25 protein-coding genes, 1 tRNA gene and 1 pseudogene are annotated in these 25,513 nt (G+C 48.2%); 22 read left to right on the top strand and 5 right to left on the bottom strand.

The window, feature by feature from the left end; translation table 11 throughout:
* The first annotated feature begins 53 nt into the window (after positions 1–53).
* The 4 genes from BN1247_RS12480 (at position 54) to BN1247_RS12465 (ending at position 2,777) form a co-directional block, all read left to right on the top strand.
* Positions 54–1,112 carry an ABC transporter ATP-binding protein gene (locus BN1247_RS12480; protein ID WP_147675249.1) on the top strand — a complete coding sequence of 353 codons (1,059 nt, stop codon included), beginning with the start codon at positions 54–56 and terminating at the stop codon, positions 1,110–1,112.
* Positions 1,109–1,852 (top strand): ABC transporter ATP-binding protein, encoded by a 744-nt coding sequence (locus BN1247_RS12475; RefSeq protein ID WP_231633278.1) that lies wholly within the window; start codon positions 1,109–1,111, stop codon positions 1,850–1,852. Before BN1247_RS12480 ends, BN1247_RS12475 begins: the two co-directional genes overlap by 4 nt.
* A complete protein-coding gene (locus tag BN1247_RS12470; protein ID WP_054950685.1) occupies positions 1,852–2,649 on the top strand; it encodes a TetR/AcrR family transcriptional regulator in 798 nt (265 codons plus the stop codon). Before BN1247_RS12475 ends, BN1247_RS12470 begins: the two co-directional genes overlap by 1 nt.
* A 52-nt stretch (positions 2,650–2,701) precedes the next feature.
* Positions 2,702–2,777 (top strand) — tRNA-Arg (locus tag BN1247_RS12465).
* 198 nt (positions 2,778–2,975) lie between these two features.
* Here the strand turns inward: BN1247_RS12465 and BN1247_RS12460 are convergent.
* Positions 2,976–3,178 (bottom strand): annotated as a pseudogene (locus BN1247_RS12460) (Arm DNA-binding domain-containing protein); the annotation flags it as partial.
* A gap of 263 nt (positions 3,179–3,441) precedes the next feature.
* Here BN1247_RS12460 and BN1247_RS12455 point away from each other — a divergent pair.
* From BN1247_RS12455 to BN1247_RS12435, 6 genes are all read left to right on the top strand, one after another.
* Entirely contained in the window at positions 3,442–3,753 is a 312-nt protein-coding gene (locus tag BN1247_RS12455) for a transposase (RefSeq protein WP_054948915.1), read from the top strand.
* Positions 3,744–4,670, top strand: coding sequence for an IS3 family transposase (locus BN1247_RS12450; RefSeq protein ID WP_054948914.1), 927 nt, complete (start codon positions 3,744–3,746; stop codon positions 4,668–4,670). The genes BN1247_RS12455 and BN1247_RS12450 overlap by 10 nt, the downstream gene beginning before the upstream one ends.
* Positions 4,671–4,891: 221 nt before the next feature.
* Positions 4,892–5,056: a hypothetical protein gene (locus BN1247_RS17810; protein ID WP_157360869.1), complete on the top strand. Its 165-nt coding sequence runs from the start codon at positions 4,892–4,894 to the stop codon at positions 5,054–5,056.
* A gap of 403 nt (positions 5,057–5,459) precedes the next feature.
* The gene (locus BN1247_RS12445) at positions 5,460–5,843 is read left to right on the top strand and encodes a type II toxin-antitoxin system MqsR family toxin (protein WP_054950683.1); all 384 of its coding nucleotides are present in this window, start codon (positions 5,460–5,462) and stop codon (positions 5,841–5,843) included.
* 31 nt (positions 5,844–5,874) lie between these two features.
* Positions 5,875–6,852, top strand: coding sequence for a type II TA system antitoxin MqsA family protein (locus BN1247_RS12440; RefSeq protein ID WP_054950682.1), 978 nt, complete (start codon positions 5,875–5,877; stop codon positions 6,850–6,852).
* Positions 6,853–7,237: 385 nt separating this feature from the next.
* A complete protein-coding gene (locus tag BN1247_RS12435; protein WP_054950681.1) occupies positions 7,238–8,977 on the top strand; it encodes a serine hydrolase in 1,740 nt (579 codons plus the stop codon).
* A gap of 121 nt (positions 8,978–9,098) precedes the next feature.
* Here the strand turns inward: BN1247_RS12435 and BN1247_RS12430 are convergent, their stop codons facing one another.
* Both BN1247_RS12430 and BN1247_RS12425 read right to left on the bottom strand, forming a co-directional pair.
* Positions 9,099–9,983: a ComEC/Rec2 family competence protein gene (locus BN1247_RS12430; RefSeq protein ID WP_054950680.1), complete on the bottom strand. Its 885-nt coding sequence runs from the start codon at positions 9,981–9,983 to the stop codon at positions 9,099–9,101.
* On the bottom strand, positions 9,980–10,201 hold the full coding sequence (locus BN1247_RS12425; RefSeq protein ID WP_054950679.1) for a DUF3006 domain-containing protein: 222 nt from the start codon (positions 10,199–10,201) through the stop codon (positions 9,980–9,982). Before BN1247_RS12425 ends, BN1247_RS12430 begins: the two co-directional genes overlap by 4 nt.
* 275 nt (positions 10,202–10,476) lie before the next feature.
* Between BN1247_RS12425 and BN1247_RS12420 the strand changes: the two genes are divergently transcribed.
* The 3 genes from BN1247_RS12420 (at position 10,477) to BN1247_RS12410 (ending at position 13,098) form a co-directional block, all read left to right on the top strand.
* Positions 10,477–11,148, top strand: coding sequence for an SOS response-associated peptidase (locus tag BN1247_RS12420; RefSeq protein ID WP_054950678.1), 672 nt, complete (start codon positions 10,477–10,479; stop codon positions 11,146–11,148).
* Between the two features lie 197 nt (positions 11,149–11,345).
* Entirely contained in the window at positions 11,346–12,695 is a 1,350-nt protein-coding gene (locus BN1247_RS12415) for an ISLre2 family transposase (RefSeq protein ID WP_187119684.1), read from the top strand.
* 190 nt (positions 12,696–12,885) lie between these two features.
* Positions 12,886–13,098, top strand: a complete 213-nt coding sequence (locus BN1247_RS12410) for a hypothetical protein (protein WP_054950677.1) — start codon at positions 12,886–12,888, stop codon at positions 13,096–13,098.
* A 503-nt stretch (positions 13,099–13,601) separates the two neighbouring features.
* Here the strand turns inward: BN1247_RS12410 and bioB are convergent.
* Positions 13,602–14,600 (bottom strand): biotin synthase BioB, encoded by a 999-nt coding sequence (bioB, locus tag BN1247_RS12405; protein ID WP_054950676.1) that lies wholly within the window; start codon positions 14,598–14,600, stop codon positions 13,602–13,604.
* Positions 14,601–14,995: 395 nt separating this feature from the next.
* Here bioB and BN1247_RS12400 point away from each other — a divergent pair, with 395 nt between their 5' ends.
* The 4 genes from BN1247_RS12400 (at position 14,996) to BN1247_RS17805 (ending at position 18,504) form a co-directional block, all read left to right on the top strand.
* Complete coding sequence (locus BN1247_RS12400) at positions 14,996–16,123, top strand: ABC transporter substrate-binding protein (RefSeq protein ID WP_054950675.1); 1,128 nt, start codon at positions 14,996–14,998, stop codon at positions 16,121–16,123.
* A gap of 178 nt (positions 16,124–16,301) precedes the next feature.
* Entirely contained in the window at positions 16,302–17,351 is a 1,050-nt protein-coding gene (locus BN1247_RS12395) for a FecCD family ABC transporter permease (protein ID WP_231633276.1), read from the top strand.
* A gap of 187 nt (positions 17,352–17,538) precedes the next feature.
* Positions 17,539–18,321, top strand: coding sequence for an ABC transporter ATP-binding protein (locus tag BN1247_RS12390; protein ID WP_054950674.1), 783 nt, complete (start codon positions 17,539–17,541; stop codon positions 18,319–18,321).
* Positions 18,322–18,333: 12 nt separating this feature from the next.
* Positions 18,334–18,504, top strand: coding sequence for a hypothetical protein (locus BN1247_RS17805; RefSeq protein WP_157360868.1), 171 nt, complete (start codon positions 18,334–18,336; stop codon positions 18,502–18,504).
* Positions 18,505–18,507: 3 nt separating this feature from the next.
* On the opposite strand, the gene BN1247_RS12385 is transcribed toward BN1247_RS17805, so the two are convergent.
* Positions 18,508–19,521, bottom strand: coding sequence for a thermonuclease family protein (locus BN1247_RS12385; RefSeq protein WP_054950673.1), 1,014 nt, complete (start codon positions 19,519–19,521; stop codon positions 18,508–18,510).
* A 520-nt stretch (positions 19,522–20,041) separates the two neighbouring features.
* Between BN1247_RS12385 and murB the strand changes: the two genes are divergently transcribed.
* The 5 genes from murB to BN1247_RS12360 all read left to right on the top strand — a co-directional run bounded on the left by murB (position 20,042) and on the right by BN1247_RS12360 (position 25,232).
* Positions 20,042–20,974, top strand: a complete 933-nt coding sequence (murB, locus tag BN1247_RS12380; RefSeq protein ID WP_054950672.1) for a UDP-N-acetylmuramate dehydrogenase — start codon at positions 20,042–20,044, stop codon at positions 20,972–20,974.
* Positions 20,975–21,158: 184 nt separating this feature from the next.
* On the top strand, positions 21,159–21,539 hold the full coding sequence (locus BN1247_RS12375) for an ABC transporter permease subunit (protein ID WP_054950671.1): 381 nt from the start codon (positions 21,159–21,161) through the stop codon (positions 21,537–21,539).
* Between the two features lie 303 nt (positions 21,540–21,842).
* Complete coding sequence (locus BN1247_RS12370) at positions 21,843–22,937, top strand: aromatic acid exporter family protein (protein WP_054950670.1); 1,095 nt, start codon at positions 21,843–21,845, stop codon at positions 22,935–22,937.
* Between the two features lie 536 nt (positions 22,938–23,473).
* Positions 23,474–24,178 (top strand): YiiX/YebB-like N1pC/P60 family cysteine hydrolase, encoded by a 705-nt coding sequence (locus BN1247_RS12365; RefSeq protein WP_054950669.1) that lies wholly within the window; start codon positions 23,474–23,476, stop codon positions 24,176–24,178.
* Between the two features lie 67 nt (positions 24,179–24,245).
* The gene (locus BN1247_RS12360; RefSeq protein ID WP_054950668.1) at positions 24,246–25,232 is read left to right on the top strand and encodes a hypothetical protein; all 987 of its coding nucleotides are present in this window, start codon (positions 24,246–24,248) and stop codon (positions 25,230–25,232) included.
* The last annotated feature ends 281 nt before the right edge of the window (positions 25,233–25,513 follow it).

The following is a 25,513-nucleotide window of genomic DNA, read 5'->3' as shown; positions in this document are numbered from 1 at the left end:
ACAAGTATACCGCGACAAGCGGGTAATATTTTCAGACAGGGGTGGTTTAGGTGGTGAACGATCCGGCTTTAACGCATATGTCTAACGCGTCTACTGACACGCCTTTACGCGTGGACGATTTATGCGTTGCCTATCGGGGGAACCGCGCGATAGATGACGTCACGTTTACGCTAAAGCGAGGGGAGATCCTCGGGGTGATCGGTGCCGACGGGGCGGGAAAGACGAGTCTTTTGCGCGCGGTTGTCGGTCTCGTGAAGCCAGCGGCAGGGGAAGTGGTATTGGACAAAGACGTACGTCTCGGTTATGTGTCGCAGCCGTTCAGTTTGTACGGCGATATGAGTATACAAGAAAACATTTCCTTCTTCGGGGCACTCTACGGACTGACCAAGCAGGAGCTCAAACAGCGCGGTGATGAACTGCTAGAGTGGACGGGGTTGGCGCCGTTTCGCGATCGGCTGGCGCAGGCGTTATCGGGAGGGATGAAACAGAAATTGAGTATCGCTGTTAGTTTGTTGCATCGACCGAGCTTGCTCGTGCTCGATGAGCTAACGAACGGTGTCGATCCGCTCGCGCGGCGCGAGTTGCTAAAGCTCATTCAAAAAGTAGCCAAAGACGGCGTTTCTGTCCTTTACGCGACTCAGTATTTAGACGAAGCGGAGCGCTGTGATCGCGTGTTACTGTTGCACGAGGGACAAACGGTGCAATACGGGAGCCCGCGGGAGCTTTACGCTCGGTACCCGTTCCGCGTGTGGGTTGTCCCGGAGAGCGGTCACTTGCGGCGAGCCTTGGCGAATGGGCTAAGAGGTCAGGATGGAATCGCCAATACGTATTCCCGCGGCAGTGATACGGTGTTGATCGTCGACGATGAACGGGCGGCAGCACAGGTTCTGCAGCAGTGGCAACGTCAGCAACGAGAGCACCGAGAGCAACAAGCGCACGGGCACGATTTTGATTTCGCATGGGAGGAACGGGCGCCGCGCATGGAGGACGTGTTTATCGCTGCGGTGAAAGCGGCTGGATATTCAGGTGAAAAAGTGGATAAAGAGGTAGCTAAAGGTGGCAGCCTAAAACATGATAAAGAAGGCGGTACAAAAGGAGGGGATCGCTGTTGATTGTTTTACGTGGGATCACTAAACGGTTCGGTAAATTTACGGCTGTAAAAAATGTCGACTTAGCAGTGGGGAAAGGGACGGTTTACGGGCTGTTAGGGGCGAATGGGGCGGGCAAAACGACGCTCATAAAAATGCTCTGCGGTCTCCTCGTCCCGACGTCCGGCCACGGCGAAGTGTTAGGGCGCGATCTCGTGTCCGGGAGAGCGTACATTAAACAGCGCATCGGTTACATGTCGCAAAAGTTTTCGCTGTACGACGATCTAACGGTGCGGGAAAATTTATCGTTTTACAGTCAGCTGTACAACGTGGCGAACAGGGAAGAACGCATTGCAACGTTGCTAAGGCAGTTCGACATTAGCCATGTTCAGGAAAAAGTGGTATACTCACTTAGCAGTGGGATTCGGCAGCGGGTCGCGTTTGCTTGCGCCATCGTGCATGAGCCGCAGCTGTTGTTTTTAGATGAACCGACGAGCGGCGTCGACCCGATCGCAAGACGGGTGATGTGGGACTGGTTGTACGAACTCGCCGCGTCGGGGATGACGATTGTCGTGACGACCCACTATATGGACGAGGCGGAACACTGCGACCGCGTGGCGTTCATGAATGCCGGGGAAATCGTAGCGGAAGGAACGGTCAGCGCGTTGCGCCAGCAATTCGCAGATGCGGACTCGGACGGTCAGGCGCTTCCGTCGTTGGAGGATGTTTTCGTCCGCGCCTGTAGGAGGGAGCGTGTCACGTAATGGCAACACAAGACCGGGAACAAAGGAAACGTGAGCAGCTTGCTCAAGGGATGGCACGACGCGAACAACCTTCGCGAAATGAAAGTAAGCAAATGGCGGAAAAAACGAATGAACTAAACGAGCGGCAATCCGGGTCGTCTACGCGCATCGATCAGTTGTTTTCCGACATCCAAAAACAAAGCAGAATGACGGAAAAGCAGCGGCGCATCTTGGAAACGGCCATTGAATTGTTTGCCGAAAAAGGTTACAATGGTGTTTCGACGAGCGAAATTGCCAAGAAGGCTAACGTGGCAGAAGCGACCATTTTTAAACATTTTAAGACGAAAAAAGGGTTGCTGCTCAGTATTGTGTATCCGGTTCTGGCAAGGGCGACAACGCCACTGTTCAAGCAGACGTTGGAGTCATTTTTGGGAGCGGGCGAGCAGTCGTTTGAAGATGAGATGTTTGCGTTGCTGGTCGACCGCATTGAGTTGCTAGAAAAAAATTGGTCGCTCGTCAAGGTTGTTATGCAAGAATCGATGTACCACCCCGAATTGAAACTGGTCATTGAAGAACATCTAGGAACTAAGGTGATCGCCATAATAGAGCGCGTGATTCAAGAAAAGCAGGAAGCGGGGCAATTCCGCTCAGACTTATCGCCCTTTGCGATTGGACGCGCTATTCTTTCCAGTGTGTGGGGTTACGTTTTTGTAAGCCAGTTTTTGCCGGATAGTGGTGGTCAGCGCGAGGAGCAGGAAGATCTGCGCGATGTTATCGATATTTTGCTACACGGGGTAGCTGCGCCTCCAACTGTTTGAAACGAAACGATATAATTACGAAGCGGTAGGATGTAGGTTACCTACTCTGTATGCGCCCGTAGCTCAGGGGATAGAGCACCAGACTTCGAATCTGGGTGCCGTAGGTTCGAATCCTACCGGGCGCGCCATGTAAAACGTTGATATGACGCGGTTTTTCGTCTGTGCGCGAAACCGCGTCGTTTTTGTCTGAGGCTCATTTGCAAACATATTGCTAACCTTTATCGGGGTAAAGCGTTATTAATTGTTATGCTGTCTTTTTGCTTTGTCCATTCCCTCATGAAAGATCTCTACTGCTGTATCCTGTAAGCCACTGATGACGTGTCTGTTAGGTAATCACCGAAGGTTATTTTAGTAGTTCAACAAACGTCCCGCTGTTAATCTCGCTGATCGTTTCAGCCATAGCACGTTCAGCCTCTTTTTTCGTCCGATAGCCACTGAACCATTTTTGCCGGCGCTTCCCTTCTTCGTCGCGTCCGAGATCGAGTACGAAGCACCATTTAGATCCACGTTTTCTGATGTGTCCTTTCATGTTATTACGTCCTGTGGGTACGTATGTTCTTATTTTGCCGTAAAATAAATGCCCCAATGGGCGAAAGAATGTTGAATTTGATTTTGTCAAGTGGTATATTGATGGATTATCTTTTTTTGTGCGTTAAAGCGACTGTTCTTACAGCATGGATTAAAGATCGTGAAGGCAACGTCAAATTGACAAGCCTACTATTAAGCCCCTATAGTAACTTGGACATCACTAAACACTTTAAGTTATACTAGTGATGAAAGGGGCAGAATCAAATGAAACGCCGTCAGTTCACCAAGGAATTTAAAATCCAAGTCGCAAAGGAAGCCATGGAGGTTGGTAACCAAGCGCTAGTTGCTCGCCGCTATGATCTCGGTTCTAACTTGCTTAACCGATGGGTTCGCGAATATAAGGACGGGCACTACGGGGACGTCCCGATCGAATCCGCCCAACCACGCGAATTCAGTGATCTTGCTCAGGAAAATGATCAGCTAAAACGGTTGTTGGGCGAAAAGGATTTAGAAATTGCCATTTTGCGTGATCTTGTAAAAAAGCAGCACCCTCACTTGCTGAAAAGATTGAAGTAGCGGACAAGTGGATTTCTAAGGGATACCCGATCCAAACCGTTTTACGGATTGTCCACGTACCGCGTTCCACCTATTACTATCAGAAACACTATCGGGTGAAGGAGAAGAAAGTAAGTGGGGGGAGACCGGCACCAGGTTACTCCTTCACAAACAGCGGGCAAAAAGTGTCCGACGAACAAATTAAAGAATGGCTTATGGAGCTCGTCTCGGGTGATGGCTACGCGTATGGGTACCGAAAATTAACGGTGGCGCTCCGTTCGACGTACGATTTAGTCATTAATAAGAAAAAAGTGTACCGTCTCTGCAAACGGTTAGGCATCTTACTGCCGCAGCGACGGAAGCGAATCCGCCACCCTAGGCGCCTTGCACGTAACCGCCTCGTTGAGCGATCGAATGAGCTGTGGGAAACAGACATCAAGTATGGGTACATTGCCGGAGAAAACCGCTTTTTCTTCCTGCTTTCCTACATTGACGTTTATGACCGTTCGATTATTGACTATCATGTTGGATTAGCTTGCGAAGGTCAAGACGCTGTTCAGGTGCTACAACGAGCGCTTTCGACACGCGGGCTTCAGGAGGCACAAGAAAAGCCGATCATCCGGACGGACAATGGTCCACAGTTCGTATCTAAAGTATTCGAAGAAGCTTGTGAACACTACGGTTGTGAGCACGAACGTATTCCGCCGAACACACCGAATAAAAATGCCCATATTGAGGCGTTTCATCGGATCGTTGAGGACGAATGCTTCAACAAGTATTCCTTTGAGACGTACGAGGAAGCATATCGTACCGTCATAGGCTTTATGGACTTTTATAACAACCGCCGCATACACGGTAGTATTGGGGACATGAGCCCCGCGCAGTTTTTCCATGCGCATCAAACATCTTCGTTGCGCACGAAAGCCGTTCGACTCTGATCCTTCCCTTTCGTCTTCCAAGCCAACAGCCGCTGTAAGACGTGACGTCAAGGGCGAGCGAAAGCGAGGGCGTAGCCTTTACCCTTGACGGAAGGTCTGAAGCGACTACACTTCTATTGACGAAAGGAAGCGAGAACCAGAGATAACGTGAGCTTGTAGTTATGTATGTCCAGTTTTAAGGGGTTTATCCGCCTATACGTAAAATAAGGAAGGTGATAGAGTTGTATAAACAGTTTTCCCGCATCTTAACAAAAGATGATCGGGAAGCCATAATAGTCGATGTTTACAAAAGTCCGCCAGGATATGCAATTGAGTATATTGACGAACCTGGTAGCACTTATGGTTTGCTTCCTGAAAAAATTAAAAAATTGATTGAAGGTGCCTAGAAAAAGGTCTTGTATCCAGAAGATACGAGGCTTTTTATTTTCGTCTTTTTTTGCTGTTTGAAGACGTTAGAGAACAAAGCGGCGAAACTCCACGGGCCGCACCCGTTAAAAACGTAGGAGGATAATGATGGACAAAATAAAAGAGCTTTTGGAAAGTTGTCGAAAGGCGAAATCGCCTTTGCGCTTGGGCTTAAAGGAGGAGAAATGATGTATAACCAAGAACTGATGGAAAGCGTACCAAGTACACGGGGAAACCTTTACGTTTTGGAAAAAGGGTTAACAAAATGGAAAAAGGGTATTATAATAATATAAAGGGTGTTATCAAACGATAACACATGTATGAATCGTTGACCGTGCTGGCAAATAGTTCTAAGATAGAAACAGACAATGAGGACAAGAGGGAGTGGTAAAAGCATTGTCTGTTGCCAGCGTTGATCAGGTAAAGCGCTTTCTAAGGGAAGTTAAGCGCTTAATAAAGGACGATAACGGGGACTTCGAGGTAGCGGATAGAGACGAAACCCAAGAAACTTTGACTAAATTGGGTATTATGCCGGAACGCGTTGAAGAGGAAGTTCTCGAATTAACAATTGAAAATTACAGCAAAGGGCCGGAAGAAAATAAAAGCAGGAATGGTAAGAACAACTCTAAGATATGGGTATTCGGTAAAATGGTTTGCGATATAGAAATTTATATTAAATTTTCTTTAACTCAAACCAAAAAGTTTACGAAATGCATTTGTGTATCTTTTCATGAAGCTAGGTACCCACTGCAATATCCTCTTCGTTAAAGCTCAAATAACCTAGTAGGAGGGATAAAAAATGCGTGAAAAATTCTGCCCGGAATGCTTGGATTACACAAAATGCGATCTAGTAACCGAAAAAAAGACGTTTACAGTTAAAAAAGATGAAAACATCATTATCGAGGCGAAGTATTTAACATGCCAAGAATGTGGAGAGTATGTGCCCGATAAGGGGCTCTCTAGGGAGAATTACAGTAAAGCCTATAAGGAGTACAGGAATAGGAAAGGCTTATTGCAGCCAGAAGAAATTGTTGAAATCCGTAACAAGTATGGGCTCAGCCAACGCCAGTTGGCAAAAATTTTAGGTTGGAGTCATGCTACGCTTTCGCGCTACGAAAGTGGTGATATTCAAAGTGTAAGTCACAATAACCAACTTGAGCTAATTAAGGATCCGTGCAATTTAAAGAAGTTGGTTGATAACAATATAGGTTTAAGTGATGTAGATCGCGAGACCATTGGTTCTAAAATAGGGAATGTCGGTGTTAAACAGGATTTTTTAACAAGGATTAGGGCATTGAACTTCGTTCCAAAAAGGGTTTTGGATGTGTTCACTGTTGCTAAGTACTTTCTTACTAAACCCGACAGGGGAGATGGATACGGCATCACTCCGCTTAAGCTTCAAAAAATCTGTTACTATGCACAAGCGTGGTGTCTTGCATCTAAGGAGACGAGGTTGTTTAAGGGAACTTTTAGGGCTTGGCGATATGGGCCGGTTAATTCTGATCTTTGGGGACAATACAATGGTAAGAGGGACATCGAATATCCAGACGACTACGATCCGAGTTATCTAACGGATGAAGAAAGGCATTTTTTAGATCTAATATGGGAGGGGTACGGGAAGTTCTCTGCCGAGCATTTGAGAGACCTCACCCATGAAGATGCTCCTTGGAAAAACGCAAGAGGCAATCTTCCACCCGGGGAAAACAGCTCTGCCCCAATAAGCGAAGAGGACATGATTTCTTTTTATCGACAACACCCAGACCATCCTAATGTGTAAAAAAGGGATGGTCTTTTTCCTCCCTTCCAGACAAACATACGTTCACGTGGAGACAGCCCACCAGCAGCAAACAAACTGCAAACATATTTGCAAACCATCGGTACATAAAAAAATGAACATGCACGAAACGGGCATGTTCAAAACCATTTATAACTCAATGTTTGAAAGTTGTTACCGAACAAGCATAAACGCCTAAAAAACCAAAAAAACCAGACTTCGAATCCTTCCGGGCGCGCCATAGAAAATGTTGATGTGACGCTCCGCAAAATAGCCAGAATCAGACGAATCGATCTGGTTCCGGCGGTTGTCCTTGAAATAAAAATGAACGAAACCGCTCTACTGTCCGTTATATAGGGTGAGAATGAAATAAGAGAGGGGATTTTGCATGGAGACGACGCGAGGAACGAAGCAATTACAATTGAAAGGGCTTTCGAAATTAGTTGCAGAGAAGCTAGAGGAATGGAACGTGCCGGGCGCGGCGGTTGCCGTCGTCAAGGATGATGAGGTGGTGATGGCCGAAGGCTTCGGGTACCGCGATGTCGATCAGCGGCTCGAAGTAACGCCGGAAACGGTCTTTGCGATCGGTTCGGTGACGAAGTCGTTTACGACTGCCGCGATGGGTGTATTGGTTGACGAGGGAAAGTTAGACTGGGACGAGCCTGTAAGGGATTACTTGCCAGGTTTCAAACTGCACGACCCTGTGGCGACAGAACGGTTGACGCCGCGCGATTTGGCATGCCACCGCAGCGGGCTTCCACGGCATGAGTTCGTATGGTACCACAACGCTGCTATTACGCGCGAGGAACTGATCGAACGCCTACGTTACTTAGAGCCGAACGTCGATTTTCGCGAGAAATGGCAGTATCAAAATTTAATGTACACGACGGCCGGTTATATGGCGGGTAAACTTGCTGGAGATTCTTGGGAGGGTTTTGTGCGCGAGCGGTTACTGACACCTCTAGAAATGCATGAGAGCAATTTTTCGGTGGAAGAGATGCAGCGGCTACCGAATTACGCCCTACCCTACAAATTAAAAGATAACGTCCTAAAACAAATTCCGTTCCATAACATCGATGCGATCGGCCCTGCCGGTTCGATCAATTCCAACGTGTTGGAAATGGCCAACTGGGTAAAGTTCCAGATAAATAAAGGGACATTCTCCGGTAAATCGCTCATAAGTGAAGCGACGATGGCTACGATGCACACACCACACATGCCTTGTACAATCTGCCTGCCCTCAAAAGAATTACCCATGTCTAATTACGGGCTCGGCTGGTTTATCGATCCTTACCGCGGTTACCATATGCTTCATCACGGGGGAAATATTGACGGGTTTTCAGCTCTCGTTTCGTTTATGCCGTATGAAAATATTGGTCTCGTCATTCTTACAAACATGGATGCTAGTCCGCTGCCATACGCCCTTAATTTCTACATTTATGACCAGCTACTCGGGAACGAAGCGATCGATTGGAACGGACGTATGAAGGAAGAACAGAAGAAAATGAAAGAAATGCAAACTGGGTTAAAGGGGGCGCCGAAGTCGGACCCAATCGAAGGGACGACGCCTTCCCATCCGCTCGAAGATTATACAGGTAAGTACGCACACCCGGGCTACGGGGAGCTAAAAGTGGAACTCGTCAAAGGCAAACTCCAAGTATTTTTTAATTCCTTTGCCTTGCCATTGACTCATTACCATTACGATACGTTTGTGCTCGATTTTGAGCCGGTCGAGGCGAAGTTTTTGACTTCGTTTCATACCGACGTCCACGGTTATATTGCGCACTATACCATCCCGTTGGCGCTCGAACCGGGAGCGGCGGAAATTAAATTTGCGAAGTTGCCAGATGAGATGCTGTCTGATTCCGCGCGACTGGCTACCTTCGCTGGACAGTACGATTTGGAAGGGAAGCAGCTTATCACAGTTTCCGTAAAAGGAGAAAAAACACTACACATGTCCATTCCAGGACAACCGGAATACGAACTCGTCCCTCATGCGAACAGGTCTTTCAATATCAAAAACCTGTCAGGATTCAGCGTTCGCTTCGAGGAAGATTCCGCGGGAAAAGTCACAGGGATTCGACTGAATCAACCGAACGGCGAATTCGTTGCCGAGCGGAAAAACTAGTTCGTTGCAATCACCGATCCTGAGGCGACCACCCTGAGAAGTAATCTCTCGGGTGGTCGTTTTCTATGGCGGTGGCTTTAAGTTGCAAGATACAACCGTATGCGATGCGAAGCGCGGGACGTTACTGTTTTGTTTTGAAAGAGACGGTTTTTCCGTTGCTCGTGGCAGTGATCGTCCGATGTTGATCGGTCCGGTATATCTTTTTCACTTTTGCCTTTTTAAGTCGACTAAGCGTTTCTTTCGTCGGGTGTTTATAGGCGTTCTTTTTTGCGACACTAATGACGGCGTATTTTGGTTTCACCTTTTTGAGGAAGGCGGTACTCGTCGAGTATTTGGATCCGTGGTGCGCCACCTTCAGGACTGTTGCGGAAATCGGCCGTTTTTTCACGCTTTTTACCATGTCTTTTTCCGATTTAGTCTCGGCATCTCCGGTGAAGAGAAACGTATTTTTGCCGTGTTTGACGCGGATAACGGTACCCCAGTTGTTGAGGTCTTTTTTACTGTACGATTTAACTGGGGCGACGATTGTCGCGGTAGCACCTTTTCCGACGTTCAGTTTAACGCCGGCTTTGGCCGTCGCGATTTTTAGTTTTTTCTTCTTTACTGCCCGCAAGAAGTCTTTGTACGTTTTCGTCGTATGGGAGACTTTTGGAGCATAAACTTTTTTAACTTTCGTCTTCGACTGCAACACGGGTATTAAGCCACCGATATGTTGTGCGTCTGGGTGTGTGGCGACAAGTATATCGATTTGCTTTACTTTAAACTTTTTTAACTTGCTAAGGACTATTTTGCCTTTCCCTTTTGAGCCACCGTCGATTAACATCGTTTTCCCCGACGGAAATTTGATGAGGGTGGAGTCACCTTGCCCGACATCAATGAAGTGGACGTGCATTTTTTTCTGCTTCGCGGCGTAGACGTCGCTAGCAGTAAAGGTGCTGATTGTAAAAGTAAAGACGAGAGCGAGGACTAACGAAATAGATAAGAACTTTTTAAATGTGTGTTTCAATCTTCCCACATCTCCTCCATCAGTTTTTCGATTGCTTTTTCTCGTTTAGCTGTTTCATCTTTGTCGACGTGCCAATTGCCGTTTTTTCGGAAGACGACATCGCCGCTGTCTGTGTAGGCGGGTAGCTCGCTTTTATGTACGTCTACGGTGTCTGCATTGTCTAGCCATTCGACGACAGCGAAATTTCCTTCGAAACGATCGATCACTCCTTTGCGCAATGAATCACCTCCTTTGGCGGCGCTTGCTTTTTCGTTTGCGTTTTTTTGCTAGACACAGTGACATACGTAAAACCGCGCTGCCGTTTTGCACGTTATGCCGTTGTCGTATCCGTGGGGGTATGGATATATAGCTCACGAATGGTAACAATTACTATTATATCACGAATGAATAGCCAGTAAGTAACAATAATAGAACTAAGTAGACGGGATGGAATCAGGTGGGTGTGCCGGATGAAGATGAGATCACTGTTTACTGAAGAGGACGGTGGCAGGCGATGTGTGGACGGTTTACATTAATCGCGGATATGGACTTAATTGTGCACCGTTTTAAGATTGCCTACTTGAGTGACGGGCTTCAGTTACTGCCGAGGTACAACATCGCTCCTTCCCAGCAAGTGTTGGCAGTCGTTAACGACGGGGAGAAAAACCGCCTGGGGCAACTGCGCTGGGGTTTGATCCCTTCATGGGCAAAAGATACGCGCATCGGCAATAAGCTGATCAATGCGCGCGCAGAAACGGTCGATGAAAAAGCGAGCTTCCGCCGTTCGTTCGCGCGGCGCCGCTGTCTGATTCTTGCTGACAGTTTTTACGAGTGGAAACAAGGTGACGGGAAGAAAATGCCGTTCAGGATCCGTTTGAAGTCGGGCGAGTTGTTCGCCTTTGCCGGCCTGTGGGACAGGTGGGTGTCCCCGGAAGGTGAGGCCGTTTATTCGTGTACGATTGTGACGACCAGCGCGAATGCACTCATGACAGACATTCATGGGCGCATGCCTGTCATTTTGCAGCGGGAGGATGAAGAGGTGTGGCTGGATCGAGGGTACGATGAATCGGACGATCTGAAACAACTGTTACAACCGTATCCGGCCGAACAAATGGAAGCTTACGAAGTCTCGCCATTCGTCAATTCACCGCGCAATGATACGCCCGAATGTATTGAACGGGTGTAACCCGTGCCCTCGAAGTGTGCGTTTTTGACTTAAAGGTGGTATGTGTAACATTTCTCTCGAAGGGTTTTAGCAGGAATTTGGAGGGAGAATATAGAAAAGGAAGACCTAAATAGTACTCCTAACCACCACGAAAGGAGAGGTCTTCCTTGAAAACCATTATACCAGAAATCGCTACTATCTTGGAACAGTCTACAGATATGTTGTCGTTTTGGGAAAGCTTACGTATTCGCCTGATGGAAGTGATGGCTGATCTGTTCGGAGAATTTTTGGAGCAGCTCGATCAGATGATGACGACGCATTACAAGGAAAAATACGGTTGGAAAAGTGAGCGATTGGACAGCCGGGAGTTCACCAGTTTTTTTGGGACAGTGTCCTATAAACGCCACTTGATGTACGACCGAAACGGAAACGCACATTACCCTGTCGATGAGGCAATCGGTTTAAAACGCCGTAAAAGATACAGCCCAGACCTTATGATGCTCGGAGCAGAGTTAGCTGCAGCGCCGGGAATGACCTACCGCCTCGCCTCAGAGGTCACGCAAAAACTTGCCGGTATAACGATCAGCCATACGACGTTTCAGCGCTTAGTAAAAGAAGCAGGTGAAGCTCAAGCTGTCATGGATGCTGAAAAAAGGGATCGAATTTTTGAGGATACGGTAATTCCTAACTCTCCGTCCGTTAAGCACTTATATTGCGAAGCAGATGGCTTATACGTCAAAGGGAGAGGCAAAGGAATAGAGATCAAAAATATGCTTGCCTATACCGGGTGGGAGCAAAACGGACAGCGTGTCTCGTTAACAGATCGTCACGTCTTTTCTACCGTTGAATCGGTGGATGACTTTTGGGAAATAGGTTATGCAGCGATTCGACATCGTTGGGATCTCTCACATACACATGTGGCGACTAATGCGGATGCGGCTTCATGGATCTCTGAGGAACGCGTTCAAAATACCTTTTCTGAAGCGACATCGGTTGTCCGCCAATTGGATCCTTTTCACGTAAAGAGGAGTATTCGTCGCGGGTTGAGCCGCCAGCCAAGGCTCATTCCTCAAATTGAAAAGGCAATATCCGAAAAAAATAAGGATAGGTTTAAAGCGGTGATTGATACGGCACAGGGAAATGCAGAGACGGAGCGAGAGGAAAAGCGTATCGAGAACATGCAGAAGTATCTTGAAGGGCACTGGGAGATCCTCTGCGACTGGCGTGAGGTTAGTCCAGACGTGCCAAAAAATGCTCGTAGGATGGGATGCATGGAATCGAACCAGAGACGTCTGGCATACCGCATGAAACGTCGTGGCATGTACTGGAGTGAAGAAGGGGCTCAAGCCATCGCCAAAGTACAACAAGGCGTTACCAATGGGACGTTGAGACAGGCATTATTAACTGTCTGGCCCAACCGCCAAGTGACACAAAAACTAAAACGCCATGCGAGGCGAATAGGTAAGTCGGATCACATTGGGGTTCAAGTTGGCAGGATCCAAGTAGGTGCCGCATCAGCTTCAAGTGCTATTGGGTATTTGGATAAGGTGGTTAATCGCCGTCCTTGAAGAGTTAACTCCTCAAGGGCGGACAACAAGTGAACGTTAGGGAATGACATATTTAGGTCTTTAAATCCTTGATCCTGTAAGGTCGTCGAGTAAAGCTTGACACATACTTAAAGGTGACAAGCTTTGACACCACCTATACATGCCTGATATACTAAAAATTGTTGTATAATCCCAAGGAGGGTGCTCTTCAATGAAAATGGAATTTGTCAAGCAGGCATTAGATGAATGGGGAGAGATCATCATTCAAACGTCTTCAGGTCAGTCGTTTGAATTGCACACGGGGGATACGACGTTTGACACCGACCAACGGGTGATTCAATTTACCGCGTCGAACGCGAAGTTTTTTATTGACGGCGATTCGGTCGAAATTCTTAAAATGCACTTTAGTCACGCGGGAGAGTGAGTAGCGGATTCGCTCGCGACTGCCGTGTTGGCAAACGATGTCGATCGTGACGCTGGCGTTAAGTAAGTTTACCGGAGGACGACCAGTCGTGTGCTGGTCGTCTTTTTTAGTCGTCCGCCATTTCTTGACTAGCTAGGCGGGGGCTAGTCAAGGATCATAGCTTTAGGGAACGTTGGAATTATAGCTTTAGCGAACGTTGATTTAACATACATTATGCCCCCGTAGCTCTAGAAGGGAAGAGCGCCGGAAAACGTTGGGTACCGGGTCGCAAGGCGAGGGTTGCAGAAGCACCGAAAAGCAAAAACAGCTGAGACAGGTGAAATTCCTGTCGGTGAAATTCCGTAGGGAAGCGCGTTTCCCCTAGCCTACGCTTACGAAAGGAGTGCGGGTTCGACTCCCGCCGGGGGTACCACTGACAGTTTGAAAGAGAGTAGTTTTTAGTTCTGCGTCCGTCCAGGGCGTTTTTTTATTTGCCGTCAATCGTTCACCCCTGTAAGGAGCTTCTACAAGGCACAACGTTCGATTTCAAATCCGAGATCTTCAATCATTCGATAATCGCCTGTCATTTCCTGTCCGGGTGTCGTCAAATAATCGCCGACGAAAATAGAGTTGGCGGCGTACAACGCGAGTGGCTGCAATGTGCGCAAGTTCACCTCGCGTCCGCCAGCGATGCGAATTTCCTTCGTCGGACAAATAAACCGGAATAGCGAGAGCACTTTCAGTCCGCGTAAGGCGGGTGTACGGCCGTAGTCTTCTAGCGGTGTCCCTGGGATCGCGTTTAGAAAATTGATCGGGACGGAATCGGCGTCTAATTCGCGTAGGGCGTATGCCATCTCCACAACTTCTGCGTCACTTTCCCCCATCCCGACAATCACCCCGGAGCAAGGAGACATCCCTGCTCGTTTAACTGCGTTTACTGTTTCCACGCGTTGGTCGTACGAGTGGGTCGTTGTAATATGACTGTAATGCGAACGGCTCGTGTTCACATTGTGGTTGTAACGGTGAACGCCCGCTTCCGCTAACCGCGACGCTTGTTCTTCGTTTAATAGGCCGAGACAGGCACATATTTTTAGCGGCATCGTCGCGCGAATCTCTTTTACAGCATCGATCACTTGCTCTAGTTCGCGGCAGGTTGGGCCACGTCCCGAAGCGACGATGCAGTACGTGCCAGCTTTGCGGTTTAGTGCTTCTTTTGCCCCTGCTAGCAGAGTGTCTTTGTCTAGCATCGTGTACTTCTCGATTGGCGCATTCGAGACGATCGACTGTGAACAGTAGCCGCAATCTTCCGGACATAGCCCGCTTTTCGCGTTGATGATCATGTTCAGCTTTACTTTTTTCCCGTAGTACTGTTTGCGCACGCAGTAGGCGGCGTTTAAGAGCGGCAAGATCTCGTCGTCGTCCGCCTGTAACACGGTGAGCGCTTCTTCGGGAGATAGTACGTCCCCGGCCAATGCTTTGTTTGCGAAGTCCGTCCAGTTGACAGACGTTGCCAATTGGTTCATTAACGATCTTCTCCTTCAGTTAACATTTTTCGGTCAATGCGGTTGCGAATGTCACTCCTCCAACAGCTTAATCAACAGCATAATTTTTACTCAGACTAATTGTCAACCTAAACATTATTTTAGTTTACAATGAAAATCAAGTTTTTGTTATTGTTCGGTTCACGTTCTTTAAGGTGTCGTTTGTTTATATAAATAGTATTAGTTACTATTTACTAGTTTTCTTTAGCGTAAGGGACAGGCGGATATATATACATATTTCGGTCATTAATTTACGTATTATTAAGTGTTTAACGTGGTTTTACATACTTGTTTGAGAATGATTATTGACTTATACAAGGAAATGGGCTACGATTTAAATAGTAACAATTACGATTTAAAAAAAGGGGGGGTAAAACGTGAGCGAAAAACAGTGGAAAGAACCTGTCATACATCGCGGCAAACTTTTCGGGGACGATCGTGTCACACGCCGCAGGAAACAGTCTGGGGGCGATCGTGTCATACATTGTGAAAAATACTGGATGAATCGACGCTGTCTTACGGTAGTGCTTTTGCTTTTGTGCACGATCCTAGTGGTAGCTTGCGGTACGTCGGATACATATGAGCAGCAGGAAAAAGGGGAGACAGTCGCAACGGTAAATAAGAAGAAAGGAGAGGAGCCGTTTTTAACGTTTACGGATGATGCGAAGAAGACGGTGACTCTCGTGCGGCAACCGAAGCGGATTGTCGTCATTACACCGGAATTTTTAAAGATGCTCTACGCGCTCGGCGGGGAGGCTGTCGGACGCATGACGACGAGTTCGATCCAAGTGCCGCCGGAAGCTGAGCACGTGCAGCAGCTAGGAACGATCAATCAAATTAACGTCGAACAGTTAACGGCACTAAAACCCGACCTCGTCATCGGCGCGCCTTCCTTCCACACGAAGTTGTCTGATGTTATGGCAAGTAACGACATTCCGTTCGCACTGTTACAAATGCGCGCTTTCGACGATGTGAAGGAGAAGGCAGAGCTTTTAGGGAAAATCGTCGGTAATGAAGCAAAGGCGGTAGAGGAGGTCGCGCGGACGGAAAAAGGCATGCAGGAACTTGCCGGGAAATTGACTAAAGGGGAACGACCTTCGTTCGTCGTCCTAAATGTCAGTCCAAAAAACGTCTCAATTCAGCGGGCTAATACGACAGCCCTCGAAATAGGCGACTTGTTACAGATGGACAATGTGGCGAAACAGATGGACCCGAGCCCGGACAGTCAGACTTCGGCGCCGTACAGTATGGAAAAGCTCGTGGAAGCGCAGCCGGACTTCATTTTTATTACGGTACACGGCGCGGCGGAAGTCGGGATGAAGAAAGTAAAAGAAGAGTTGGAAGGTAATCCGGCGTGGGCCTCGTTAAAAGCGGTGCAGAACAAGCGGGCTGTCGTCATCCCGTCCGACAAATTTTTAACGAACCCGGGTTTTGCCTACGACGAGTCGATGGCGTATATGGCGCGGATTGTTTATCCACACATTTTTAGGAAGGAAAAACGTTAAAGAGATGTGGCTGAGCGGTTAGGGAGTTGCCGTCGGAGGTAGATTGCGAAACGGGTGATTTAAAAAGCATCTAGAGGTATGGATGGTTTAAATTGTAAGGGTAACGGTGTAAAGATACGGATGGGGAAATTGTGAAGGAAGAGGTACGGATCGAGACGAGAACTATGGGGAGGTCATGATGCAGACTGCAAAAGTAAGTGGGCGGCACATGTTAGACCGGCTGTTCAAAGTAAAGGCGCTGCAAGAGCGCCTCAGTTGGCAAGTGGCGGTGCTGCTTGCGCTTGCCGTTGCTGCTGTGGCGGCGGTCGCTTTTAGCGTGCACAGTGGCGCGGTGAACGTTCCGTGGCCGGAGACGTGGCGCTATATTCTCGGTTTGGAACAGGCGGGGGAGATGCGCGACATTATTTGGAATATCCGTCTGCCGCGTACGCTCGTCGCGGCTTTAGTGGGGACGAATTTAGCTGTTGCGGGCGCTTTGTTACAAGGCGTGATGCGCAATCCGTTGGCCGATCCGTACATTATTGGCGTCTCTAGCGGTGCGGGGCTGTTTGGGATGATCGTCCTCATTTTGTTCCCCCATTTGCCGCATTTGTTGACTCCCGTCGCTTTCGTCGGGGCGACGACAGCCGCTGCCATTATATATGGTTTGGCGTGGAAAAACGGTATTGTGCCAGCGCGCATCATTTTAGCTGGTGTCGCTGTTTCTGCCTTTTTCGGCGCAGGTATTTCGACGTTAATGGTGTTTTACAGCGATCGGTTACACGGCACGATTGATTTTTTGGTCGGCGGATTGGCGGCGCGTAGCTGGCCGCAAGTCACGACGATTTTACCTTATACACTCTTCGGGCTGACGGTGGCGCTTCTCGGCGCGCGAAAAATGAATCTGCTAGTGCTCGGCGACCGAACAGCGAAAAGTTTAGGAACGCGCGTGGAGCTGACGCGTCTCTCGATGACGGCGACAGCGACGTTACTCGCCGCTAGTGCGGTAAGTGTGGTAGGCTTGCTCGGATTCGTCGGCCTGATCGTCCCGCACATGGCGCGGCTCCTCGTCGGAAATGATTATCGGACGCTACTCCCCGCATCGGCGCTGCTCGGAAGCGCTGTGGTGACGGGGTGTGATACGTTGGCACGCCTTATGTTCGCGCCAGTGGAAATGCCCGTCGGCGTGATAATGGGAGCGCTCGGGGCGCCGTTCTTTCTCTATTTACTGAGGAGGCGATCCATATAAATCGGCCAGCTAATTAACCGAGAAGACGAGTCACGTGCTTCGACAATTGATCGTCGGCGCGAGCGGCGTTACGTCTGCCATTGATCGTGGAGGCCGGTTTCGCCTACGACCGACGCGATTGGCTGCGTTGCCGGTATGACTGAGGAAGCGAGCAGCGTGGGGCACTGTTAGTTAGAGAGGTGATCGCATGAGTTTGCTACAGGCGGAACGGGTACATCACTCGTTTTACGATAAAACGGTGCTTGAAGAGGTAGATGTACGGATCGAAGAAGGGAAAGTATACGCACTGATCGGCCCGAACGGCAGCGGAAAAAGTACGTTGCTGAGTATTTTAATGCGACAGCTTGCGCCTAGGCGCGGAGAGGTGACCCTAGCCGGGGAGGACGTTTACCGCATACCCGTTAAAAAAGTGGCACAAACGATGGGGGTGTTAGCGCAGCAGACGGAGCGGGCCGAGGTGACGGTGTGGCAATTAGTCGCATACGGCCGTATGCCGCACAAACGGATGTGGCAGCGGTTGGACGATGACGATCACCACATCGTTCAGTGGGCGATGGCCGAGACGCGCATTAGCCATTTGGCCGATCGCCGGGTGGCTGTTTTGTCCGGGGGCGAGCAGCAGAGGGCGTGGCTAGCGATGGCGCTCGCGCAACAGCCGCAACTGTTATGTCTCGATGAGCCGACGACATATTTGGACGTGGCGCATCAGTTGGAAGTGCTGGACGTTGTCGCCAAGCTCAATCAGGAGCGCGGGGTCACGGTGCTCATGGTGTTGCACGACTTGAATCACGCCGCTGCTTATGCCGATGAAATCATCGTCTTGTACGATGGGCGAATTTATGCGCAAGGCGCGCCAGAAAGCGTCATCACACAAACGATGTTGAACGACGTGTTTCGTGTCGAAGCAGACATTGACACTGACCCCGAGAGCGGGAAATTGCGCCTTTATATAAAAGGACATCTTACTTAGGAATGTGAGCGAATGAAGCAGATGTGTACAGAAAAGCAACACGCGAATCTTTTGCGACGGCCCGGTATCGAGCCGCGACAGGTGGGGATCGACAGCCACCGCGCCGATATCGTACTCATAAAAACGGCGATGACGCTCGCAGCGATGGACTCTGTCTTTTTTGCAGGGGGTTTCTTCTGTTAGTACTTAGCGCATCGAAGGTCTAAACCCTGCTGCTTCGGCGTCTGCTTCTGTACAGAACCAATCTTCCGGAATGGTGCGATCGTAATACGCCCCTCCGGGTACGTGGTATATTTTTTCACCGCGACTGTTAATATTTCCTTTCACTTGCGGATCGGCACAGCCCGTACTGTCTTTCGATGCAGCTTGTTGCCGCTGGGAGTGTGAGTGATGATGCTCAGTCCGTTCACCAGTTTGACGATGCGACTGGTCCTGCTTGGCGTGCGCGTGCGTGGAATGCTTGGAATGCTTCGACTGTGGCGCTCCCGTCGTTCCGCCTGAAGGGTTGCTTTCCTCCGCGGCGTAGTCCTCCAGCGACCAAATGCCGACACCTTCTCGCTGTGCCTTTTTTTGTACGGCGCGGAACTCGTCGACGTATTTGACGTTTGGCGGGAACACGGCGACGCGCGCCAAGCCTTTCTCGAGTAGCGTCTCGTTAAACAGTTGATCGCCGAGCCATATGTAAGCAAGCAGCCGGCCATATCGGTCGCGTTCTTGTGCGTCTAATTCGAGTTCGACCGTTTGTCCTTCTAGCATTTTTTTCGTAAAGTCCGATGCCTCCGGACCGAACGGTTCGACTGGTTTGGACGGGTGAACCGTCTCCGGCGTATCGATGAGAACGAATCTGACCGTTTCCACCCGACCATCTAAATCGACTTTGATCGTATCGCCGTCGACGACGCGCGTCACTGGAGCCGCGATGAAGTCGCCTTCCTTAGGAATAGATGATGGCCGAGTTTGGGTGTCGTGTGTAGCCTGTGAGCCTCGTTTTTCTGGTTGCCTTTCTGTTGTGCGTTGTTTGTCGGCAGTTGCTCCTTCTGTTCCTTGCGCTTTATGCGCTTTATCCGTCTCCGTTTTATCCGTCTCCGTTTTATGTGTCTGAACGGGCTTTCCTGCAGTGTCTGCAGGCGACGCGTTGCATCCCGAACAGAACGCGAGGACGAGTACGGTGCACCACGTAAGTAAGACCGATCGTTTCAAAAGATGACCTCCTACAAAGATCCCATAGTGAAAATAGGCACATACCGCTTCGAAGTCTCGCATTTAAGTATATGGTTGTAAAGCAGTAAAATCAACGCGTGTTATAATACATAAATTCGCGGGGATGCCGACTTTTTTGCGGGAGACTACGCAATGATCGCTCATGTGCATGCAAAAGGTCGGCTACCAACGCCGGCCTTTTTTCGTTTGCCGACGACTCCCGGCGATTCAGACAGTTTATTCGACCGAAGATCGGAACTTTTTTTGGCGGGATAGGTAGTCACTTCACCACCGATCGCTACCGTTTTGCCAGCGTGGATTGCAGCTAAACAGTGATCGTAGCTGTGGTCGACTCGGATGCCATGGGATAGACGTTCACGAAACGCTCATAAAACGTAAGTTGCTCATTCCGTCATCGCGTGCACGCGTGGACGATTGTAGCAGGAACATATATACTATGTCATAGAACAATCCCGTAGTACAGTTCTCCAAAAAAAACGTATGAAGAAGAGTGAGTTCAATGACTGATAGAAACATAATTTTAAATAAATTGCAAGAAATCGTCGCAGAAGAGAATGTATTGACGGATGAGCCGCTACACAACTATACGATGACGCGGCTCGGGGGTGTCGCTGACTATTTCGTCACCCCGACGACGATCGCCGCCGCCCAGCAGCTCGTCGCGTTTGCTGCCGAAGAGCGCATACCGCTCATGTCGCTCGGAAACGGTTCAAACGTTATCGTTAAAGACGGTGGCATCCGCGGTATCGTCATGAGTTTGAAGAAGCTCAACGAACTGACGGTCGAGGGAGACAGAATGACTGTGCAAAGTGGCATCGACATTCGCGACGCTTCCAAAGCTGCATTACAGAACTGCTTGACAGGGTTGGAATTTGCCTGTGGTATTCCAGGTTCCATCGGCGGGGCACTCGTCATGAACGCTGGCGCGTACGGCGGTGAAATAAAAGACGTCATCGACAGTGTCGTCGTCGTTAGTGAAGAGGGCGAACTGGTCACGTTACTTAAAGACGATTTACAGTTAGGGTATCGCACGAGTGTAATTCCGAAGAAAAAGTATACGGTGCTACAAGCGACGTTTCAATTACAAAAAGGCGATTACGACTCCATAAAAAGTGTCATGGACGATTTGACGCAGCGCAGGGAGGAAAAGCAGCCACTCGAATACCCGTCATGCGGCAGTGTGTTTAAGCGTCCACCAGGGTATTTTGCCGGGAAGTTAATCCAAGATAGCGGACTGCAGGGGACGCGCGTCGGCGGCGCGGAAGTTTCGCGCAAGCACGCGGGATTCATCGTTAATAAAGACGGCGCCACGGCAACGGATTACATATCGCTCATTAAGATTGTCCAGCGAACGGTAAAGGAGACGTTCGGCGTCGAATTGGAAACGGAAGTGAAAATTGTAGGGGAGGACCCTATTCCCGCTGAACGTTAGTCGATCGTAGCGACCGTCTCTGGTTGTTAACGTGCCACAGGTGTGGCCATAGGTGTGCACCACAGGTTCAATTGGCGGTTTCGTTCGCTGCTGTTTCGGTCATTTCGTGTAGTGATTGTGTTAAGCTGTCCGGCTCCGAGCTGTTGATCGACCGAAGCGTAGTCTGAATGGTGGAGGAACGTTAGTGCTTAACGCTAGTGTAACGTTAGTTTGCTTGTCGGAAATTCCCCGGGAAATTGAGGAGTCCGCTTTTATTGATAGTGCGAACGTGATGCACATTTTGTTGCCGATGGTGAAGCCGACGTTAGTGACGCTGGCCATCGGCAGCTTTGTCGGCGCTTGGAACAACTTCTTGTGGCCGTTGTTAGTGTTGGACGATTCGAGTATGTACCCGTTAACGTTAGGGTTGTACAAATTGGAAGGGACGTTTACGTCCAATACGCGGTTGATCGCTACAGGGTCAGTGATTGCACTAGCGCCGATTACTTTTTGTTCGTCTCGTTACAAAAGTACTTTGTGGACAGCTAATCATACTCCCATTTCCATTGTTCCTGTTAACCTTTAACCCTTTTCCCCTGCTCCTTCGATTTGCCAACTTTTCTTTAATACCTCTGTCACTTTTTCTACGTTTAGGGCACGTGTGGGACGGAAATAGTGTCATTACGAAGTATAAAGAGTGAAGTTTTATCGACGTTCACTGTTTTTTTCGATCATGCTCGGTTACATCCATTATAATTGATATAAGAGTAACATATCCGGGGACTCTGCAAGGACGACGATGGGAAACGACTTGAAAGTTATTGGGGGAATATTTTTATTTTTAAGATAAAAAAGGGAACTATTTTCTTGTATATATGGGAAGGGAACGATGTTTAAGGTGAGGATCGGCTACCGAACGATTAAAACGGCGGTTGGTACAGGTGTTGCAGTGTGGCTTGCGCGGGCATTAGAGCTCGATTCGTATACGCTCGCGGGAATTATTACAATGTTAGGAATTCAACCGACGTTGAAGCGGTCGATTTCTGGTGCGGTTGCCCGCGTATTTTTAGGTTTTATTGCCGTCGTCGGGAGCGGGTTGTTGTTTACGGTAATCGGTTATCATATACCGGCGCTCATTTTGTTCTTTTTGTTTTTTATCCCTCTTTCTGTATGGCTAAAGTTGGGCGAAGGGCTCGTTATTGCCGCTGTGCTCATTTTACATGTGTTCACTTATGAACAATTGACGTGGGAAATTTTTGTCAATGAAATGCTGCTCGTGATCGTCGGTTGTTTTGTGGCGCTTACGTTTAACGTGTTTATGCCCGACATGAGCGGCAAGCTGCAAGGCTATCAACAGAAGATCGAAGCGATGTACGCTGCGATTTTACGTCAAGTTGCTGACCGCGTGCGTACGGGAAATCGAGGAGAGGGCGATGCTAACGATTTGACAGCGGAATTGGAGAGTGCACGCGAACTGCTGCGCGATGCGAAACGGGTGGCACAGTTGGATAAGGAGAACGATTTTTTCCTGCGCAAACGGAATTGCCAAGAAGATTACTGTGACTATTTGGACATTCGTCGCCAGCAGTTTTATGAGTTGGAGCGGATGGTTAATATTTTGCAGACGATTCATGATAGCGTGCCTAACAGTGAGTTAGTTGCCGCGTTTATAGATAAAGTAGCCGCAAGGGCGGAGGCGGCAGCAGATGGCGGGCGATCGGTGCGAGGTGCGGAGTCGTCGGCAGCAGATGAGGAGCGATTGACTTCAAAGGGAAAGTCACCGACGAAAGACGAGGAGTTATCGGCGCCATGCGGCGAGTTAATGGAGGCATTCGCCGATTTATACGACCACTTTCGTCAAGGCGAGCTCCCAGTGACGCGGGAGGAGTTTGAACTCCGCTCCTCGTTGTTTCACTTGCTGCGCGTCACTTCGCACTATTTGCGGTGGGAACATTTGCTAGGTGAAACAGGGGAGGGTGCTTGAGGCGTTTGACACTGCCCAATCTTGCCACTCTCCCGATTGCAACCGCGAACCGCGAGTATGTTGTTGGCAGTTTGCGTCACGTTAACGGCGTAACTGCCACTTTTGTATTTGAAGCTTAAGGTATACGGGTGCACGAAGCTATTAGAACGTGGCTGTTACAACGTGGCTATTACAGTGGGGGCTGTCACTACGTGACTATAACAACATAAGTCTGTCTGTTATAATAGGTGAAACTAGTCATGACATACAGAGTAGGTGTTAAAAATAACAGTATGAGCATATCCGTGCGCGACTTCTAGAGAGGATCAGTTGCAGCTTGCCGGGAAATTGCAGCGACGGATGTTGTGGCACGTCATGGCAGTGACATCGCGGCCATCGGTGTTTACGGATCCATTAGTAATATAAAGGTTTGCAGTTGACTAGAGTAAATCAAGAGTAAATTAAACTACAAATTCTTTTTAAAATGTTGTTGACTCCTTGACGAGCATATGTAATATATATATATTACTATCTTCAAGATTAAAGGAGGCGTTTTCATGGCGGTTTTGAGGAAGTCTACCGTTTTGTTGATCCTGGTCGTTTTGATCTTTTCTGGAAGTATGGTTGGTTTCGCAGCAGACCACGAACTAGCTTTAACCGCAAAGCAAGAACAAGAAGTTGAACGTGGCAAGCAGGATACGAAGGAAATGTTGGATCATTGGAATAACACTATCGACGTCGAAGAAGTGAAAAAGATGTTTGACGCTCAAGGGCGTTCTTTCAATCTTGACATGGTTTCTCCTCAAGGTTCTGGCTCGATCGGCTCTAAGGGAGATATTCTCGTAACCCTTTCAGGTAGTAGCTCGGGCTCCTCCGCTTGGGTTGGTGGGCATGCTGGTATTGTTTCGGAAGTACCCGGGAAGGTAGTCGAGTCGTTTGGAAATAAGGGAAAGAGCAACAATGGTGTTAGGCATTGGCCTAATAATTGGAAGAATAGATATAAGAAGGTTAAAGCCTTAGGAGTTAGGAAATCGACTGGAGGAGATGTGACGTACGCGGCGTCATATGCTAGGGGGAAAATTGGAAAACCCTACAATTATAATTTTTGGAATGTGAAAACAGTTAATAGCTTTTACTGTTCACAGCTCGTGTGGAGAGCTTATTATAATAGAGGGTTTGACCTTAACTACAACGGTGGTGCTGTCTGGCCCGTCGACCTCATTAAATCGCCGTTAACAGCGGCTTATTACTCTCAAGGTTAATAAACTATTCAGTTGGCGGGGACTAGCATCTCCGCCGTCCTTATTTTTCCACAGAGGAGCGAGTCCTATGATGAACTTTCAAAATGTTATTACTATAGCTTTCCTGATTTTCTTTTCAGTTATGACCACCTCTTGTCAGTTTCAAGATCTAGATTTGAAAAATGGAGAATACGGAGTTGTTTATACCGATGCGTTAAATAATCATAGCGAGTTTATCGTATTCGGAGCGGACGGGGCAATGACTTCTTCGTCAGTCATTAATGATGCGAGTATTTTCCATATCGAGAAAAACAATAAGGGGGAGTTAATTCTCCCTATCCAGTTTGGGGATAAGCTTGCTGTTATTAATGATAAAGGGAAAATTACTAAGGTTGATTCATTAGACTATCCATTATACGTCAAGGAAAAAGACGGCGTACTCATTACTTTGTACAATACCGAACTTGAAAGTGGCACATTGAGAATTACAGAAGGTGAGCGAGTCACTGATATTGAATTGGATGGTATTTTAGGATCAGCAAATCTGGACGAAAAATATGTTTACGCTTTCGCTGATAGAACTCCTCCCGTCATGTACGTTATAGAACGTAAGCGTCGGAAAGTCGTGAAAGAAATATATTTAGATTATTATAATACGTACGACATACAAATCGTTAATGACAAAATACTTCTCACTTCTGTTCAAGATGGGACTAAAGCAATTACTGTCGTTGATCGACGGAATTGGGAGGTGAATTATATAAAGTTACCATACGAATGTCCAGAATTCATTAAACAGGATGATGACTACCTATATCTTACTTATGCTAGTCTCGATAAAGTCACCATATTAGATAAACGTACGTTCAAGGTTATCGATACGAAAGAGGTTGCACATCCAATTCATAAAGCGCACATTAAAGACGAATACTTCTATACAATAACCCAGTTGCACAGTGACGAACTGGGTGGGATTATTTGCGTTTACGACACACGTTCTTGGGATAAAAAGGGGGAAATTGAACTTCCAGCACGCAAGGAACGCCTTGTTCAAGACTTTATCCTCCTTAAGTAACAATAAAAGAGAATAATGGTTGACGAAGAAAATTGATTATTTTCCACGTTAAGGCTGTTTTATTTAAACGTCAATTAATTACTACAGTCTATTGGCCTAACAACCCAATAATGGTATACATATATTGGGATGTCAAAAATGAAGTCACCTTCATTATACTGAAGCCGCCGGCAGGGCGAATGAGTGTTGCTGCCGGATGTGCGGCGACGCAATCGCTGCGTGCAGGTGGCCAAATGGTGACTATTCCGACTTTATCTTTCGACTTGCGTTAAATGAAGGAT

Origin of the sequence: Numidum massiliense (assembly GCF_001375555.1) — a bacterium.
Taxonomy (GTDB): Bacteria; Bacillota; Bacilli; order Thermoactinomycetales; family Novibacillaceae; genus Numidum; species Numidum massiliense.
The sequence above is the reverse complement of the archived record's forward strand: the minus strand, read 5'-3'. Positions and strand labels throughout refer to the sequence as shown.

Bases quoted from the DNA above. Each gene is read 5' to 3' on its own strand.
- BN1247_RS12470 (WP_054950685.1), top strand. From the start codon at position 1,852: ATGGCAACACAAGACCGGGAACAAAGGAAACGTGAGCAGCTTGCTCAA.
- BN1247_RS12455 (WP_054948915.1), top strand. From the start codon at position 3,442: ATGAAACGCCGTCAGTTCACCAAGGAATTTAAAATCCAAGTCGCAAAG.
- BN1247_RS12440 (WP_054950682.1), top strand. From the start codon at position 5,875: ATGCGTGAAAAATTCTGCCCGGAATGCTTGGATTACACAAAATGCGAT.
- BN1247_RS12435 (WP_054950681.1), top strand. From the start codon at position 7,238: ATGGAGACGACGCGAGGAACGAAGCAATTACAATTGAAAGGGCTTTCG.
- BN1247_RS12420 (WP_054950678.1), top strand. From the start codon at position 10,477: ATGTGTGGACGGTTTACATTAATCGCGGATATGGACTTAATTGTGCAC.
- BN1247_RS12415 (WP_187119684.1), top strand. From the start codon at position 11,346: ATGTTGTCGTTTTGGGAAAGCTTACGTATTCGCCTGATGGAAGTGATG.
- BN1247_RS12410 (WP_054950677.1), top strand. From the start codon at position 12,886: ATGAAAATGGAATTTGTCAAGCAGGCATTAGATGAATGGGGAGAGATC.
- bioB (WP_054950676.1), bottom strand. From the start codon at position 14,600: ATGAACCAATTGGCAACGTCTGTCAACTGGACGGACTTCGCAAACAAA.
- BN1247_RS12395 (WP_231633276.1), top strand. From the start codon at position 16,302: ATGCAGACTGCAAAAGTAAGTGGGCGGCACATGTTAGACCGGCTGTTC.
- BN1247_RS12390 (WP_054950674.1), top strand. From the start codon at position 17,539: ATGAGTTTGCTACAGGCGGAACGGGTACATCACTCGTTTTACGATAAA.
- BN1247_RS17805 (WP_157360868.1), top strand. From the start codon at position 18,334: ATGAAGCAGATGTGTACAGAAAAGCAACACGCGAATCTTTTGCGACGG.
- murB (WP_054950672.1), top strand. From the start codon at position 20,042: ATGACTGATAGAAACATAATTTTAAATAAATTGCAAGAAATCGTCGCA.
- BN1247_RS12370 (WP_054950670.1), top strand. From the start codon at position 21,843: ATGTTTAAGGTGAGGATCGGCTACCGAACGATTAAAACGGCGGTTGGT.
- BN1247_RS12365 (WP_054950669.1), top strand. From the start codon at position 23,474: ATGGCGGTTTTGAGGAAGTCTACCGTTTTGTTGATCCTGGTCGTTTTG.
- BN1247_RS12360 (WP_054950668.1), top strand. From the start codon at position 24,246: ATGATGAACTTTCAAAATGTTATTACTATAGCTTTCCTGATTTTCTTT.